We start from the raw sequence: 15,615 nt of genomic DNA, 5'->3' as shown, positions 1-15,615 counted from the left end.
TAGTGCTATATAAGCCAAACGTCAGCCTTGCTGACTTTATTCTCTATCGCCAAAAGAAAAGAGCATTACGGCCATTTCTCTTGGTGATCTTTGACCATCGTTCAGAAGCCATTTCTTAATCAGCTTGACGGTACCTGCTATATTGAATTCAATGTAATATGCATCTTCTTCAGTTAATTCTTTACCGATATCCTGATAGTATTGTCGATAGACTTGAAAGACCGTCTCTATTATACGATCAGTGTAGGTCAAAGAAGTTTGCAGCAGCGTTAGATACAGGCTTGAATTATCCCTAAAATAGGTCAGCAAATCCGTCATCGCATCTTCCTGTCTATCTCGCTGAACCCGTTGTTCCATATATTGAGTCAACTGATTAAGTGTCTCCTGCTCTAAGGAATCAAACAAATCATATAGATCTTTGTAATGGATGTAGAACGTTGAACGATTAATATCCGCGCGATAGCAGAGTTCACGGACAGAGATTTTTGAAAAAGGCTTTTCCTGCAGCATTTCGAGCAGACAGTCCCTCAGGATGCGCTTTGTTATTTGGCTCCGGCGATTACCCATAATAATTTCCTTCCATAATCGACATCTCAAAAGAAACTGTCGATTTTCCAGCCATTTCGCAATTATTGATGGTTGTCCCTCAGTAACAGTAATAATATTATAAAAATGATAAGTGCATTTATCGAAAAAAGTATTTCTTTCCTTAGACTATATTTTATTAGGAGGATTTAAAATGTCAAATCAGCTAATGGAAGAACTGCAGGCAATTGCCGGTTGGTCAGACGAGGACATGAGCCAAATCACAATCATCGGTCAGGATCCTGTTGTGCATACAAGATTCAAAGTCGGAGAATCTTTTGCCGCTGTTCAGGCAGCTTGCGGGCTTGCTGCGGCAAAGCTCTGGGAACTGCGTACTGGTGGGCGCAAGCAGCATGTCACTGTCGATGTATCGGAAGCCGTTGCGGGTCTGCAGAGCTTTATGTACACCAGGGTGACAGATGCTCCTCCCGTGGATCAGAACAACGAGGCTTCCGAGGCAGCAGCTATATTGGAAAGTGGCTTTGCTTTCACTGGCAGTTACAAGACTCGTGACGGTCGTTGGTTTTATATCCATGCCAGTACAGATCCTTGGAGGATTCTGGATCTCCTGGGCTGCGAAGGTACCAAAGAATCCGTAGAGGCGGTCGTTGCCGATCGAGATGCGCAGGAGTTGGAAAACTCCTTTATGCAAAACGGTTTGAACGGCTGCATTATTCGTTCTTCGGACGAATGGCTGGAAACGGAGCAAGGCAAATTACTCAGCCGGATTCCAGTCGTTGAAATCAACAAGATTGCAGAGACCGCGCCAATTCCCTTGCCGAAGGGCAACCGTCCCCTTTCTGGCATACGTGCTCTTGACCTGACACGCATCTTGGCTGGACCTACAGCATCCAGAACGCTCGCAGAGCATGGCAGCCATGTACTGTGGATTGGTGCCGAACACTTGGCTGATGTACCGATATTTACCTTGGACACAGGTCGAGGAAAGCAGCGTGCTTTCATCGACCTGCGCACACAGGAGGGAATCAACAAGCTATGGGGGCTGGTAACTCAAGCTGACGTATTTGGACAAAGTTACCGCTTGGGCTCCAAAATGGGACGGGAATTTTCTGCAGAAGCCGTTGCCAGGCAACGGCCTGGCATCATTTACACGCATATCAATGCATTCGGGCAAAAAGGTCCCTGGTCAAAAATGCCCGGCTGGGAACAGTTAGCACAGGCAGCTACTGGAATTCAATTGGAAGAAAGCAAATACCCTAGTGCACCTATTGATCCTGATGGTGTTAAGATGGGCGGCCCGTTGTATTTGAGTTTTCACCAGCCCCAGGGGCAACCACGAATTATTGGCGGAGCTTTCTGCGACTATACAGCAGGCTATCTCACTGCTTTTGCTACTATGGTGGCTCTTTACCGCCGTGCTACTGAAGGTGGCTCTTATGTAATAAATACATCGCTTGCACAATCCGCTATGGCACTAATTCGTATGGGCCTTTTAGATGAAAAGGAATTTATGCAAAAATCTGACATTGTCCCAATAAGTCTGATTAACAAGCTTACAATTGAGGAATACGGTTCTTTAGGCCACCTCCAATACCTCAAGCCGATCGTCCATATGTCGGAGACACAGCCGTATTACGAGCATCCGACAGTGCCTCAGGGTTCCTCTGAGCCTATATGGCTTGCGTACTAATATAGCAAATTTAAACACAAAACATGCTCCCCGGGAACCCTGTAAAGGGTTCCCGGGGAGCTTTGTGTCGAAGGGACGGTTCTGTTGACACTATTTTTAAAAATAGGATAAAGATAGTGGAAACAGATTTTATTCTATCTATTATCACAAATGACCTTAAAACAGCAATACTAGAACTCAAGAGTTTTTCTATGGAGACTGATGAAAGCTAGTTTCTGTACATAGAAGAAGGTAGTATTCGGACAATGGAGTAAGGTTTGTCCTATCTTGATGGATTAATTATGGCCAGGAAAAAACATTCCGGATCTGATTAATAATAGGAGCACCCGTAAAAAAATGATATCGGAATTTAAAAATAATCTATCCGTCAGAAGTATTGCTGCTTTATTGAAAACGAAAAATAGCGGATAGACCAAAAGTTATAATCGGCTTAGTTACTTCCCTATTTTTTAGTTGTCCAAACTTTATGTTAGTTCCTTCTATCTGCATCTTTACGCTCAAATCCTGTATTAACTGTTCATCAGACAGGTTGTATAGATATTTTAATATTTGTATTCTTAGCATCATCTCTGGCTCTTTTGCTGGTCTGCCAAAGTTTTTACAATATCTATCTGCTAATAAATCATTAACAAAGCTAAGATCTATGGCGGAATCTATTTGTTTTAGTATGTGATTATCCGGGATCATTTGGTATAATGCGGTATAGAAGCTGTTTTGTCTAAAGACGTTTTTAACTAACATAAAAAGCATACCTCCTTTAGTTAATTTTGATTTTGCTAACCAAATTATACCACAGGAGGGTATGCTTTTTGTGCTTTAAATGGACTTTTTCAGTGGTCTCGAACCGTCCCGTTGACACCCCGTTGACACCACTGGACTGACCCTAAAGTGTGGAAAAAAGTTAATCCATCGCTGGGTATAACCGTAAGTATCGACAAGATTAAAGCTGCCTGTGAAAGCGCGAAACAAAACCCTGCCGAGGAAAACAGCTTTCGGCAGCTTAGGCTTAACCAATGGGTCAAACAGGCAGTGCGCTGGATGCCCATGGAGAAATGGGATAAGTGTGCTTTCAAGGTTGACCCGGAAAAATTAAAAGGCCGGGTTTGCTATGGCGGGTTAGACTTGTCCAGCACTACCGATATAACCGCTTTTGTGCTGGTTTTTCCCCCGGTTGATGAGGACGATAAATTTCATATTCTCCCCTACTTCTGGATACCGGAAGAAAACCTTGACCTCAGCGTACGGCGTGATCATGTGAACTACGACCAGTGGCAAAAACAAGGTTTCTGAAAACCACCGAGGGCAACGTGGTCCACTACGGATTCATTGAAAGTTTCATCGAGGAACTTGGGACCCAGTATAACATCCGTGAGATTGCCTTTGACCGCTGGGGCGCGGTTCAAATGACTCAGAACTTGGAAGGGCTTGGTTTTACCGTAGTGCCCTTCGGGCAGGGCTTCAAGGATATGTCACCGCCGACCAAGGAACTGATGAAACTGACCCTGGAAGAAAGAATTGCCCATGGCGGCAATCCGGTTCTGCGCTGGATGATGGATAATATTTTTATACGCACAGACCCGGCTGGCAATATCAAACCCGACAAGGAGAAAAGCACCGAGCGAATTGATGGTGCGGTAGCGCTGATTATGGCGTTGGATAGGGCACTACGTTGTGGAGCAGGAAGCATTGGCTCGGTCTATGATGAGCGCGGCTTATTGCTGATCTGAAATTGGACTCATCAACGATTAAATTTTGCAAAGTTTTCTTGCCAAAATGCAAAGGCCAGCATATAATAAACTTAACCGATTAGCCAACTTAACCTATTGGTTAAGCTAGCTAATAAGTAGTTTGGTGGTGGTTGCAAAAGGTGCTAATTGAATACGAAAGCGAATCAGTTGGGAAAATATTCAATGATTATGAATTGATGAAAAAAGAGATTGGGAATGATAGAGCTAGAGCAACAAAGAAACGAATTGATCAGCTGAAGGCTTCTGAAAACTTTAGCATCTACCTGACCACAGGACTTGGAAAACCCCATCCGCTTTATAAAAACCTAAAAGGTTATTATGGGGTTACGATTACAGGTAATGTCAGACTCATTGTCAGGCCTAACGCGGAAAGCATTGAACCTGAAGTTTTGAAACAATGCAAATCGGTGATTATAAAGGGGGTGATGGATTATCATGGCAGTAAGAACGAATGGCTTATCCCGTGAGTTTATTATCCATCCAGGTGAAACATTGAAGGAAATGCTTGAAGACCGGGAAATGACACAGCGCGAATTGGCTATAAGAACGGATGTCACTGAAACGCATATTAGCAACATAGTAAATTGTTTGAAACCTATCTCGGTTTCCTTTGCTAAAAAGCTGGAATATGCGCTTGGTGTTGATGCGAGTTTCTGGATCAATCTGCAAGCAAACTATGACAAGGAAATGGCAGATTTTGAAGAGGTTAACCTAATTTCTACTGAAGAGTTAGGAATTTTACAGAGGTTGAAAAGCATAACTGAATACGTTCAGGAGATTGGATTATTGAATCCTGACGTTCAAGGATCACTGCTTGTAATTGAGTGGAGAAAACTACTTAATATAAGTAGTTTAGTTCGTATTCCAGAAATATCCCAGGCTGGGGCTTATCGCTTAGCAGTGGCAGACAATGTTGATCCATATGTCCTTTTTACTTGGCTCCGAATCGCTGATTTAATGACAAAGAGTCAGCAAGTGAATCAAGAACTTGACATCGATAGGCTGAGGGACAATCTTCACTTAATTCGAGGTCTTGCATTTGAAGATGTGGATTCTATCCACTTAGGGCTAAAAGGAATCTTTGCTGAATGTGGAATTAAGTTTGCCATCGTCAAGCATTTTACCGGGGCACCAGTTCAAGGTGTTATTAAAAGAAACAATGATGGTACTCTTAGCTTGATAATGACTGTTAGGCGTAAGTTTGCTGATGTCTTTTGGTTTACTCTTTTTCACGAGATAGGGCATATCTTAAACGGGGATATTGATGATCGGCTAATTGATTATGAATTTACAAAAAGTGAAATAGAAGATCGAGCAGATACCTTTGCGGCTAATATATTGATTGATCCAGAGCAGTATTGTCTCTTTGTGGAAACCGGTGATTTTTCGTTGCGGCGTATCCGGCAGTTTTGTTCTGAACAAAATATTCCCACTTTTATGCTGATTGGCAGGTTACAGAGGGACGATCATCTTAAGTATCATCAGTATTCAGATGAGAAAATCAGGTATGAGTTAAACAATATTGAAAAACAAATGTAGTACACATGAGTCAAAACTTAAGATTAAAGGAAGATAAAAATGCATTCGAATTGTGGTCATGGATCTATCGTTTGTTTTGATCCCGTAGTTGATAGTAAAACCAAAATTCTAATTCTTGGAACCTTGCCCGGACCCGAATCGCTGAAAGCAGGTCAATACTATAAAAAGAGCAATAATTGTTTCTGGAAAATCATCTATGCCTTATATGAACAAAATCCTTCTACAAACTACGGTGACAAATGTGTATTTCTCCTGGAACATAATATCGGTGTCTGGGATGTACTTCGTTATGCTCTCAGGAATGGATCTTCTGATGCTGACATTCATAATGCTGAACCAAATGATTTTGACATGTTTTTTAAGAAGTATCCGAATTTAAAAGGTATACTTTTCACCGGAAAAGAGGCAGAGGAACAATTTAGAACTCATTTTCCGGTACTAATTAAATCAATTAGATATGAAAGAGTATTGTCAACAAGTGGAGCATTGGCTAAACCATTCAATGTTAAGCTGGAGAATTGGAAAAATGCTATCAAGAGATTGAACCAATAATCAATATATTTTTAAACTAGCATCTCTTAAGGAGGTGCTTTTTTCATGCTCATTTTTAGGAGGGTGCATAATGAAAATACCAGTTCTATCAGGTTTGTTAAAACCCCGAGCCAGTCCTAAAAATCGTCTGTATGGCAGCACATACAGCTTTTTCTTCGGTGGAACCACCAGCGGCAAAACCGTCAATGAAAGAACGGCCATGCAGACCACTGCCGTATATGCCTGTGTTCGAATCCTGGCGGAAACCATAGCCAGTCTGCCGTTGAATGTTTACCGATCCACGGATAATGGCAAGGAGAAAGCCATAGACCACCAGCTACATTATCTGCTCCATGATGAGCCTAATCCGGAGATGACTTCATTTGTGTTTCGGGAAACACTCATGAGTCATCTTTTATTATGGGGCAACGCCTATGCCCAGATTATTAGAGACGGCCGGGGCCGAGTTTTAGCCCTGTACCCCCTTTTGCCCGACCGGATGACGGTGGACAGGACACCCGAGGGGAAGCTCTATTACGAATACCGCAAAGATAGCGGGTATGTAATCTTGAGGCCGGAAGATGTCCTGCATATTCCCGGGCTTGGTTTTGACGGACTGGTGGGCTACTCTCCTATCGCTATGGCCAAGAACGCCATCGGCATGGCAATCGCCACCGAAGAATACGGGGGTAAATTCTTTGCCAACGGGGCCAGTCCAGGCGGAGTTTTGGAGCATCCCGGCGTTGTGAAGGACCCGGCGCGAATCCGGGAAAGCTGGAACGCGGTCTACCAGGGCAGCGGCAACGCCCATCGGGTAGCGGTTCTGGAAGAAGGTATGAAGTTCCAGCCCATCGGTATACCGCCGGAACAGGCGCAGTTTCTGGAAACCAGGAAGTTTCAGACTGAGGAGATATGCCGTATCTTTCGGGTGCCGCCCCATCTGGTGGCCAATTTGGATAAAGCCACTTTCAGCAATATCGAGCATCAGTCCATCAGTTTTGTAGTCCATACCATCCGGCCTTGGCTGGTAAGGCTCGAGCAAGGAATGAATAAAGCTCTGCTCAGCCCATCCGAAAAAGGCCAGTATTTTGCTGGTTTTGTGGTGGAGGGGCTTTTACGGGGCGACTATGCTTCGAGGATGCAAGGTTACGCCATAGGTATTCAAAACGGCTTTTTAAGCCCCAACGATGTAAGAACCTTAGAAAACATGAACACCATCGAGCATGGCAATGTTTATGCCATGAACGGCAACATGCTGAAGCTTGAAGACGTGGGCGCATATGCCAATACCAACAGAAAGGAGGTCATAAAGTGAGCAGAAAGTTTTGGAACTGGCTTAAAAACGAGCTCTACGCTGAGGATGGGGATGTAGTGGTGATGCTCAACTCTCCAGGTGGAGATGTATTTGCCGCCAGTCAAATCTACACCATGCTGAAAGAATATCCGGGACACATCACCGTCAAAATCGAAGGGCTTGCTGCCAGTGCGGCTTCAGTAATCGCCATGGCGGCGGACGAGGTTCACATGTCTCCGGTAGCCATGATGATGATCCATAACCCCGCCACCGTCATATTTGGGGAAGTATCTGACCTGCAAAGCGGTATTGCCATGCTGTCCGAGGTTAAAGAAAGCATCATCAATGCCTATCAACAAAAGACTGGTCTGTCGAGGGTCAAGATCTCGCACATGATGGATGCCGAAAGCTGGTTTAACGCCTGGAAAGCACTGGAACTTGGCTTCGCTGATAAAGTATTGTACACAACCGAAGAACACCTAACTGAGCCGCCCAGCGCGGCTTATCTTTTTGACAAAATGACGGTTACCAACGCGCTGGTAAAAAAGTTTCCGCTGCACCAGGTTAATAACCCTGAACCGCCGACCGGCACCCCCCTCAGCTACCTGGAAAAGCGGCTGAGCCTTATTAAACATTAGAATGGAGGAATGACCATGAGTAAAATCTTGGAACTGCGTGAGAAAAGAGCCAAAGCCTGGGATGCCGCCAAAGCCTTTCTGGACAGCAAGCGCGGCGCGGACGGGCTCCTTTCCGCCGAGGACGTTGCCGTCTATGAAAAGATGGAAGCCGATGTTGTGAACCTCGGCAAAGAAATCGACCGGCTGGAACGTCAGCAGGCATTGGACGCGGAGCTTAACAAGCCCGTCAATACACCCATTACCGGCAAGCCCAGCCAGCCAAACGCTGAGGATAAAACCGGCCGGGCCAGCGACGAGTACAAACGGGCCTTCTGGAACGCCATGCGCAGCAAGGCAGCGGGCTATGAAGTCCTGAACGCGCTGCAGGTGGGAACGGATTCCGAGGGAGGTTACTTGGTGCCGGACGAGTTCGAGCGCACCTTGGTCGAAGCCCTGGAAGAAGAGAATATCTTCCGCAGCATTGCCAAGATCATCCAAACATCCAGCGGCGACCGCAAAATACCGGTGGAAAAGATGTCACCGGTGCCATCAAGTTTACTTTTAGAGACGGTACGGTAATTACAGCTTAATATCTTTAAACAATTAACCCGCAGTTTGGCTACAATTCCAGCTCCTGCGGGTATTTTTTATGAACTAATTAAAATCACATTGACAAATGTCTATATGAGTTGGTATTATAAATCATATCGAAATGTTTGAATGTCATCTAAATATATAAATATAATAGGGAGGAGAAATTTAATGAACTCTTATGCCGATTATGTTCCTGTATTTAAGGCGTTATCAGATGAGACGCGTTTAAAGATAATTGATATGCTGTCATGTGGTGAGATGTGCGCATGTGACATATTGGAAAAGTTCAGTATTTCCCAGTCAACGCTCAGCTACCATATGAAAATACTGACTGAAAGCGGCCTGGTAAACGGTGTTCGCGATGGAGCTTGGATGAGGTATACCCTTAGAATTGAAACAACAGAGGAAGCTATTAATTTTATTAACTATATAACTCATGACAAGGATGATTGCATCTGTAAGCAATCTAGCTGCAAAGTGTGCACTGAAGAAAAATAAGGAGGTGTAGGGCTAGTCACCGCAGCAACCTTTGTAGGCGAATTTGGCGATATCAGGAGATTCCAAGATCCGCGCCAGATTCAAAAGCTGGCGGGGCTGAACCTGGTAGAGAACAGTTCCGGCAAACACAAAGGAAAACCAGTATAAGCCGCCGAGGCAGAAGACGATTGAGACATAGCTTGTTTATAGCCATGATTGCTATCCTGGCGAATAACAAAGAGCTTCGGTCACTGCATCGAAGAAACCTGACGCGGGAGAAGAACCAGGTTAATAAAATGCAGTCCATCATCGCGCTCAGCGGCAAGTTCATCCGGATATTCTTCGCCGTGCTCCGCAAGGGCGTCGATTACGACCCGGAAAAGATGCTTGAGGACATGCGGTATTCGCTGCCGGAAGCAGCGTAGATCGCACCTTAAAGCAAGAAAACAACGGGACGATAAACAGTGCTACCGCATTACAAGCAAGAGAATAACGAATGCCGCAGCCACTCTTAGCAACGATGCGATCTCAAACAATACGTCAAAACCACGGTAAAACGGAGAGCCGGGACAGTCAGGTTGAATTTTTCCATAAGGGCATGACCCAGCTTAGGAGCATGACTGACGTTCCACCTCTTGGATAGGCAGGACGAAGGAATTAAGGGCTTTAGACCCAGGAAGACATGGGAGGTTTGCTGCCGGGAGACGATGTGGAATCCCTCTGGCCACAATACAAAATACGCGCGGCCTAGGGAACCATACGCACCGTCACCCATTATTACACAAAGATGTAACATCCAGGAGTTAGGCTGTTTGTTAGTAAAATGAAATACTGTTAAAACAGAAGATATTCGAAGTAATTTGGATTTTATTAAGGGAGGAATTCTAGCATGAGAAAAATTGAGATTTTTGATCCAGCCATGTGCTGTGCCACCGGGGTGTGTGGCCCGTCAATTGATCCGGAACTGATGAGGATGGCTACAGTAATTAATTCCTTAAAAGATAAAGGAATAATTATTAAAAGATATGGCTTATCCAATGAACCGCAGGACTTTATTGCGAATAAAGTTATCAGCGACCTTCTGCAAAAAGAGGGGGCAGAAATACTGCCCGTAACGTTGGTTGATGGGGTGGTGGTCAAAACCAAAGCATACCCTACTAATGCAGAAATTGAAAAATGGCTGGAAACGGAAATAGACTCAAAACCATCAATCATCACAAGCAGTTGCTGCTGTGGTCCCAAGGGGTGCTGTTAATAATGAATACGAAATTTGAATCCTTTGATTTAAATAAAATAGATCTCACCCAATACTTGTTTTTTACCGGCAAAGGCGGGGTAGGAAAGACATCTACGGCTTGCGCTGTAGCGGTAAATTTGGCAGATAGCGGCAAGAAAGTGTTGCTTATAAGTACCGACCCGGCTTCAAATTTGCAAGATGTTTTTAATACCGAATTAAACGGAAAGGGTGTGCAGATTGAGGGTGTTCCCGGACTGGTAGTTGCCAACCTTGATCCAGAAGAAGCAGCCAGAAAATACCGGGAATCAGTTATAGCCCCTTATAGGGGGAAATTACCCGACAGCGTAATTAATAATATGGAGGAACAGCTTTCTGGCTCTTGTACGGTTGAAATAGCGGCATTTGATCAATTTTCACACTTTATCACTGACAATACAACTGAAAAAGAGTTTGATTATATCATCTTTGATACTGCCCCTACCGGGCATACTCTGCGCATGTTGCAGCTGCCTTCGGCTTGGACTAATTTCATCGCGGAAAGTACCCATGGGGCATCATGTTTAGGCCAGCTCGCCGGGTTGCAGGATAAAAAAGATATGTATAAAAATGCGGTTATCAACCTCTCTGATGAAACTAAAACCACACTTATCCTAGTTTCCAGGCCGGAAGAAACACCTTTGCTGGAAGCTGAACGTTCCAGCCGAGAATTGAGCGATTTAGGGATAAACAATCAGCTTCTAATTATCAACGGGGTAATGGGTGAAGCATCCGATGACCTGTCGCAAAAAATATTATCCAAGCAGCAGCATGTCCTGGAAAACATGCCGCCCGGATTAAGAGGGTTTAAAACCTATACTATCCCCTTGCGCTCCTATAACGTATTAGGCCTGGATAAAATAAGGGCGTTCCTGAATAGTGATGATTATATAAATGGAGGCGCAGAAAGCAAATTAACGGATTTGAAAACCGTAAATGACCTGGTTGAAGATATATACGCGGCCGGTAAAAAGGTTATTTTTACCATGGGTAAGGGCGGTGTAGGCAAGACGTCTGTAGCTGCCACTATGGCTGTGGCGCTTGCCAGGAAGGGAGTTAAGGTACATTTAACTTCTACCGACCCAGCCGACCATCTAAGCTATGTTTTTGCCGGGGCAGATAATATAACCGTTAGTCATATTGATGAAAATCAGGAATTGAGAGACTACCAAAATGAAGTGCTGGCTAAGGCCAGGGAAACCATGAGCGATGACGATGTTGCCTATATTGAGGAAGATTTGAGATCGCCCTGTACCCAGGAAATTGCCGTATTCAGAGCATTTGCGGAAATAGTGGATAAAGCGGAAAACGAGGTTGTCATTATCGATACGGCTCCAACCGGCCATACCCTATTACTTCTTGACTCAACCCTCAGTTATCACCGGGAGGTGCAAAGGACTAAAGGAGAAACCCCTATATCAGTGCAGAGACTATTACCCAGACTGCGGGATGAAAAACAGACTGAGGTGGTTATCGTTACCTTGCCGGAAGCTACCCCTGTGTTTGAAGCTATGCGGTTGAGTGAGGATTTAAGCAGAGCCGGTATTAATAACAAATGGTGGGTAGTCAATCAATCGCTTTCTGCGGCAGATACAAGTAATCCCATGCTTGCCGCACGAGCTAAGGCTGAAATAGACTGGATTAAGAAAGTGCAGCAAATTAGTGACGACAACTTTGTAGTTGTTCCCTGGTTACAGGATCCCTCCATCAAGAATATTGGTAACTTTAAAGATAAGGGGTAATGCGTTATGAGTGATAAAGAAGAGATCAGAGAATTTATCAGAAAAAATTATTCTGAGGTAGCATTGCAAGGTTCTGCGGGGGGATGTTGCAGTAGTGGCTGTAGCTGTGGAGGCCCACAGATAAACAGTAAAGATGCCTCTATTAATATAGGTTATTCAGAAAGCGATTTTGATGATATTCCGATTGAATCCAATATGGGTTTGGGGTGCGGAAATCCAATCGCTATAGCGGCGTTAAAAGAAGGTGAAATTGTACTTGATCTTGGAAGCGGTGGCGGCTTTGACTGCTTCCTAGCCCGAAAACAGGTAGGGGAAAGTGGTTATGTTATCGGTATAGATATGACCCCGGAAATGGTCAAATTGGCCAGGCAAAATGCTGAACAAAGCGGTTACAATAATATCGAATTCAGGTTGGGGGAGATTGAACACCTGCCGGTAGCAGATGGATCAGTTGATGTCATAATATCAAATTGTGTTATTAATCTGGCCTTGGAAAAGCAGCAGGTATTTAAGGAAGCTTATAGGGTGCTTAAAGCCGGTGGGCGGCTATCCATATCTGATGTAGTAGCTACGGCGCAAATACCGGATAATATTAAAAATGACCTGGCCAGTTTGGCTGGCTGTATTGCCGGTGCTGAGTATGTGGGCAATATCGAAAATATGCTCAAAAGCGCTGGTTTTGAAAACATTCGCATGATTCCCAAAGATAACAGTAAAGAAATAATCAATAGCTGGATCCCTGCTAAGAACGCAGAAGAATTTATAGCATCATATATAATCGAAGCTGATAAATCACGAAAATAATGAGATACAGAAGGTGATATGTTGGAAAAAGAAGCACAATTATCATTCCTTGATAAGTATTTAACACTGTGGATCTTCATAGCCATGGGGATTGGTGTCTTAGGCGGATATCTGTTTCCAAATTTAGCCCAAACACTGAGTCAATTCAGTACTGGCACCATATCCTGGCCGATTGCCATCGGCTTGATAATTATGATGTACCCTCCCTTAGCCAAAGTAAAGTACGAGGAGATCGGGAAAGTATTTCAAAATAAAAAGGTATTTACCTTCTCTTTATTACAGAACTGGGTTGCAGGGCCTATTTTAATGTTTTTTTTGGCAATATTGTTTTTTGCTGATAAACCTGGTTTTGCCATAGGTCTTATCATAATTGGCTCGGCCCGTTGCATCGCTATGGTCATTATTTGGAATACTCTCGCCAAAGGAGACAACGAATATTGTGCCGCCTTAGTGGCGCTGAACTCAATCTTTCAAATACTGTTGTATACGGTGTATATCTATATCTTCGTTACGCTTATTCCTGAATGGCTGGGACTTTCTTGGGGAGGGCAGGTTGTCAAAATATCCATGATAGATGTGGCCAAGAGTGTGCTTATTTATTTAGGTATTCCCTTCGCCGCCGGATTCCTCACCAGATTTAGCTTAATCAGGGTAAAAACCAAAGAATGGTATGAGACAGTATTCATTCCCAAGATTTCACCTTTAGCACTCATTGCTTTGCTGTATACAATCGTGATTATGTTTATAACCAAAGGTGAGCAGATTATTCAGAATCCGTTTGATGTCATACTTATTGCTATCCCACTCCTTATTTATTTTGCAGTCATGTTCTTTGCCAGCTTTTTTGCAGCCTATCAATGGGGTTTTAGATATGATCAGACGGTTTCACTGGCATTTACCGCTGCTAGTAACAATTTTGAGTTAGCTATTGCGGTTTCCGTAGCCGTCTTTGGAATAGCTTCTGATGTTGCTTTTGCCGCTGTTATAGGTCCATTGGTTGAAGTGCCGGTGATGATAAGTTTGGTAAACGCGGCTTTATTCTTTAAGAGAAAATACTATGATGAAAAAGGATTACCAAAAGTTTTGGGATAGGTGTAAATTATGTTGGAAAAATATAAAGTTGCTTTTATATGTGTGCATAATTCATGCCGTTCCCAAATTGCTGAGGCACTGGCCAAGCATACTGCATCAGATGTTTTTGAAGCCTATTCTGCCGGTACGGAAACCAAACCTCAAATTAATCAGGATGCGGTTAGAATAATCAAACAGCTATATAACATTGATATGGAAGAAGAACAATTTTCTAAACTGATTGCAGATATTCCGCAACCGGATATAGTGATTACTATGGGATGCAATGTAGAGTGTCCTTATTTGCCCTGCAAATACAGAGAAGATTGGGGCCTTGATGATCCAACTGGAAAAAGTGATGAGGAATTTGTAAAAACGGCAAAGACAATAGAGGAGAATATTTTAGAACTTAAGAAAAGAATTTTAGAAAGATCAATTAAAGCTTTGCGTTAGAATTTTGCACCCCCCTGGCAAAAATGCACACCCTCACACTGAAATCGTTGAAAGATTAACAGGGTGAGGGTGTGCATTTGTATCATTTTATAGTAGAATAGCCAAATATTCTACCATCTATTGATAAAATAAATTTTATCGGCAGGTGGTTTTTATATTACCTGAGAAGCCTGTATTTAAGCCGTTCCTGCGTTTTAGCGGAGCGGCTTTTGCCATTTTGCGGCATGGTATTTCGGCGATGGCAAGATATAACCCCTGTATTTTTCTGTAGAGTTGGCAGGGGTAATCGTTGAAAGTTAGCAAGGGGTGTGCATCGCCAACGGGTAATCGTTAAAAGATTGGAATAATCGTTAAAAAATATAAGTGCAACTTAAAATATACCCCCACAGTTTACAAGCTGGTAAAAGATTACCTTAAGACTAAATTGCATAAACAGTTGTGCTACATAAAATACCGATAATCATATATTGAACCTTCATATTGAGAGAGCAACCAACCGATACGGGCAATCTCATTGGAAGATTCAATCGTGCAAGGCAATTTGGAATACAAACCAAAACTATTCCAGTTCATTTTAGACAGCCCTAATATTTCGGTAGCAATTTTGTGTCATACTGCCATTACCGTAATATTTTGTTATTTTCAGTGGTAATGGGATCGTTTTGCCCCCTTGTATGTACTTGCGATTCGGATCTCGGATGGAGGGAGCAATACCATGAGTATACAGGTACATTACGTTATCATTTATTGGGAAACATAAGCCTCTGCGTACGGGATAACCATCGATCTCAAAGTTTCTTTTATATTCGAAACATTTCAGGTTATCCTCATATGTAATTTACAAGAGCTCAATATCCCTAATTCCTGCACTTAATAGACATTTCGTGAGTCCTTTAACTTCTTCTTTCCTAAAAGGTGTCCTTTTATGAACAACTACTCTTTGTCAACGGGGTGTCAAGGGGACGGTTCGAGACCACTGAAAAAGTCCATTTAAAGCACAAAAAGCATACCCTCCTGTGGTATAATTTGGTTAGCAAAATCAAAATTAACTAAAGGAGGTATGCTTTTTATGTTAGTTAAAAACGTCTTTAGACAAAACAGCTTCTATACCGCATTATACCAAATGATCCCGGATAATCACATACTAAAACAAATAGATTCCGCCATAGATCTTAGCTTTGTTAATGATTTATTAGCAGATAGATATTGTAAAAACTTTGGCAGACCAGCAAAAGA

14 protein-coding genes and 4 pseudogenes are annotated in these 15,615 nt (G+C 43.2%); 16 read left to right on the top strand and 2 right to left on the bottom strand.

Features of this window, described 5'->3' with window-relative positions; genetic code table 11:
* Nucleotides 1-36: 36 nt before the first annotated feature.
* Nucleotides 37-567, bottom strand: coding sequence for a TetR/AcrR family transcriptional regulator (locus AAV90_RS02780; protein ID WP_046495622.1), 531 nt, complete (start codon nucleotides 565-567; stop codon nucleotides 37-39).
* 172 nt (nucleotides 568-739) lie between these two features.
* Here AAV90_RS02780 and AAV90_RS02775 point away from each other — a divergent pair, with 172 nt between their 5' ends.
* Nucleotides 740-2,236 (top strand): CoA transferase, encoded by a 1,497-nt coding sequence (locus AAV90_RS02775; RefSeq protein WP_046495620.1) that lies wholly within the window; start codon nucleotides 740-742, stop codon nucleotides 2,234-2,236.
* A 486-nt stretch (nucleotides 2,237-2,722) separates the two neighbouring features.
* Here AAV90_RS02775 and AAV90_RS02770 read toward each other — a convergent pair.
* Nucleotides 2,723-2,977, bottom strand: a pseudogene (locus tag AAV90_RS02770) (transposase); the annotation flags it as partial.
* A 132-nt stretch (nucleotides 2,978-3,109) separates the two neighbouring features.
* Between AAV90_RS02770 and AAV90_RS02765 the strand changes: the two are divergent.
* From AAV90_RS02765 to AAV90_RS14835, 15 genes and pseudogenes are all read left to right on the top strand, one after another.
* A pseudogene (locus AAV90_RS02765) lies at nucleotides 3,110-3,963 on the top strand (terminase TerL endonuclease subunit); the annotation flags it as partial.
* Between the two features lie 140 nt (nucleotides 3,964-4,103).
* Nucleotides 4,104-4,451 carry a type II toxin-antitoxin system RelE/ParE family toxin gene (locus AAV90_RS02760; RefSeq protein ID WP_046495615.1) on the top strand — a complete coding sequence of 116 codons (348 nt, stop codon included), beginning with the start codon at nucleotides 4,104-4,106 and terminating at the stop codon, nucleotides 4,449-4,451.
* On the top strand, nucleotides 4,420-5,523 hold the full coding sequence (locus AAV90_RS02755) for a HigA family addiction module antitoxin (RefSeq protein ID WP_046495612.1): 1,104 nt from the start codon (nucleotides 4,420-4,422) through the stop codon (nucleotides 5,521-5,523). The genes AAV90_RS02760 and AAV90_RS02755 overlap by 32 nt, the downstream gene beginning before the upstream one ends.
* Nucleotides 5,524-5,562: 39 nt before the next feature.
* Nucleotides 5,563-6,075 carry a DNA-deoxyinosine glycosylase gene (locus tag AAV90_RS02750; RefSeq protein WP_046495609.1) on the top strand — a complete coding sequence of 171 codons (513 nt, stop codon included), beginning with the start codon at nucleotides 5,563-5,565 and terminating at the stop codon, nucleotides 6,073-6,075.
* A gap of 70 nt (nucleotides 6,076-6,145) precedes the next feature.
* On the top strand, nucleotides 6,146-7,369 hold the full coding sequence (locus tag AAV90_RS02745; RefSeq protein WP_157609475.1) for a phage portal protein: 1,224 nt from the start codon (nucleotides 6,146-6,148) through the stop codon (nucleotides 7,367-7,369).
* Nucleotides 7,366-7,986 (top strand): head maturation protease, ClpP-related, encoded by a 621-nt coding sequence (locus tag AAV90_RS02740; protein ID WP_242847464.1) that lies wholly within the window; start codon nucleotides 7,366-7,368, stop codon nucleotides 7,984-7,986. Before AAV90_RS02745 ends, AAV90_RS02740 begins: the two co-directional genes overlap by 4 nt.
* A 15-nt stretch (nucleotides 7,987-8,001) precedes the next feature.
* Nucleotides 8,002-8,493, top strand: a pseudogene (locus AAV90_RS02735) (phage major capsid protein); the annotation flags it as partial.
* Between the two features lie 234 nt (nucleotides 8,494-8,727).
* The gene (locus AAV90_RS02730) at nucleotides 8,728-9,057 is read left to right on the top strand and encodes an ArsR/SmtB family transcription factor (RefSeq protein ID WP_198142802.1); all 330 of its coding nucleotides are present in this window, start codon (nucleotides 8,728-8,730) and stop codon (nucleotides 9,055-9,057) included.
* A gap of 3 nt (nucleotides 9,058-9,060) precedes the next feature.
* Nucleotides 9,061-9,461 (top strand): annotated as a pseudogene (locus AAV90_RS14840) (transposase); the annotation flags it as partial.
* Between the two features lie 464 nt (nucleotides 9,462-9,925).
* Nucleotides 9,926-10,291, top strand: a complete 366-nt coding sequence (gene arsD, locus AAV90_RS02720) for an arsenite efflux transporter metallochaperone ArsD (protein ID WP_046495600.1) — start codon at nucleotides 9,926-9,928, stop codon at nucleotides 10,289-10,291.
* Between the two features lie 2 nt (nucleotides 10,292-10,293).
* A complete protein-coding gene (gene arsA, locus AAV90_RS02715) occupies nucleotides 10,294-12,051 on the top strand; it encodes an arsenical pump-driving ATPase (protein ID WP_046495597.1) in 1,758 nt (585 codons plus the stop codon).
* 6 nt (nucleotides 12,052-12,057) lie between these two features.
* Complete coding sequence (locus tag AAV90_RS02710) at nucleotides 12,058-12,855, top strand: arsenite methyltransferase (protein ID WP_046495594.1); 798 nt, start codon at nucleotides 12,058-12,060, stop codon at nucleotides 12,853-12,855.
* Between the two features lie 18 nt (nucleotides 12,856-12,873).
* On the top strand, nucleotides 12,874-13,947 hold the full coding sequence (arsB, locus tag AAV90_RS02705) for an ACR3 family arsenite efflux transporter (protein WP_046495592.1): 1,074 nt from the start codon (nucleotides 12,874-12,876) through the stop codon (nucleotides 13,945-13,947).
* Nucleotides 13,948-13,956: 9 nt separating this feature from the next.
* Nucleotides 13,957-14,379 (top strand): arsenate reductase ArsC, encoded by a 423-nt coding sequence (locus AAV90_RS02700; protein ID WP_046495590.1) that lies wholly within the window; start codon nucleotides 13,957-13,959, stop codon nucleotides 14,377-14,379.
* Nucleotides 14,380-15,448: 1,069 nt separating this feature from the next.
* Nucleotides 15,449-15,615 (top strand): transposase (locus tag AAV90_RS14835; protein ID WP_479725401.1); only part of this gene is annotated, 167 nt, incomplete at its 3' end.

Source organism: Syntrophomonas zehnderi OL-4 (assembly GCF_000983115.1).
Classification (GTDB): Bacteria; Bacillota; Syntrophomonadia; order Syntrophomonadales; family Syntrophomonadaceae; genus Syntrophomonas_B; species Syntrophomonas_B zehnderi.
Note: the sequence above shows the minus strand (reverse complement) of the source record. Positions and strands in the feature narration are given on the sequence as shown.

Excerpts from the sequence above, each read along its gene's own strand:
- AAV90_RS02745 (WP_157609475.1), top strand. The coding sequence starts at position 6,146 with ATGAAAATACCAGTTCTATCAGGTTTGTTAAAACCCCGAGCCAGTCCT.
- arsA (WP_046495597.1), top strand. The coding sequence starts at position 10,294 with ATGAATACGAAATTTGAATCCTTTGATTTAAATAAAATAGATCTCACC.
- AAV90_RS02755 (WP_046495612.1), top strand. The coding sequence starts at position 4,420 with ATGGCAGTAAGAACGAATGGCTTATCCCGTGAGTTTATTATCCATCCA.
- AAV90_RS02700 (WP_046495590.1), top strand. The coding sequence starts at position 13,957 with ATGTTGGAAAAATATAAAGTTGCTTTTATATGTGTGCATAATTCATGC.
- AAV90_RS02710 (WP_046495594.1), top strand. The coding sequence starts at position 12,058 with ATGAGTGATAAAGAAGAGATCAGAGAATTTATCAGAAAAAATTATTCT.
- AAV90_RS02730 (WP_198142802.1), top strand. The coding sequence starts at position 8,728 with ATGAACTCTTATGCCGATTATGTTCCTGTATTTAAGGCGTTATCAGAT.
- AAV90_RS02750 (WP_046495609.1), top strand. The coding sequence starts at position 5,563 with ATGCATTCGAATTGTGGTCATGGATCTATCGTTTGTTTTGATCCCGTA.
- AAV90_RS02775 (WP_046495620.1), top strand. The coding sequence starts at position 740 with ATGTCAAATCAGCTAATGGAAGAACTGCAGGCAATTGCCGGTTGGTCA.
- arsD (WP_046495600.1), top strand. The coding sequence starts at position 9,926 with ATGAGAAAAATTGAGATTTTTGATCCAGCCATGTGCTGTGCCACCGGG.
- AAV90_RS02780 (WP_046495622.1), bottom strand. The coding sequence starts at position 567 with ATGGGTAATCGCCGGAGCCAAATAACAAAGCGCATCCTGAGGGACTGT.
- arsB (WP_046495592.1), top strand. The coding sequence starts at position 12,874 with ATGTTGGAAAAAGAAGCACAATTATCATTCCTTGATAAGTATTTAACA.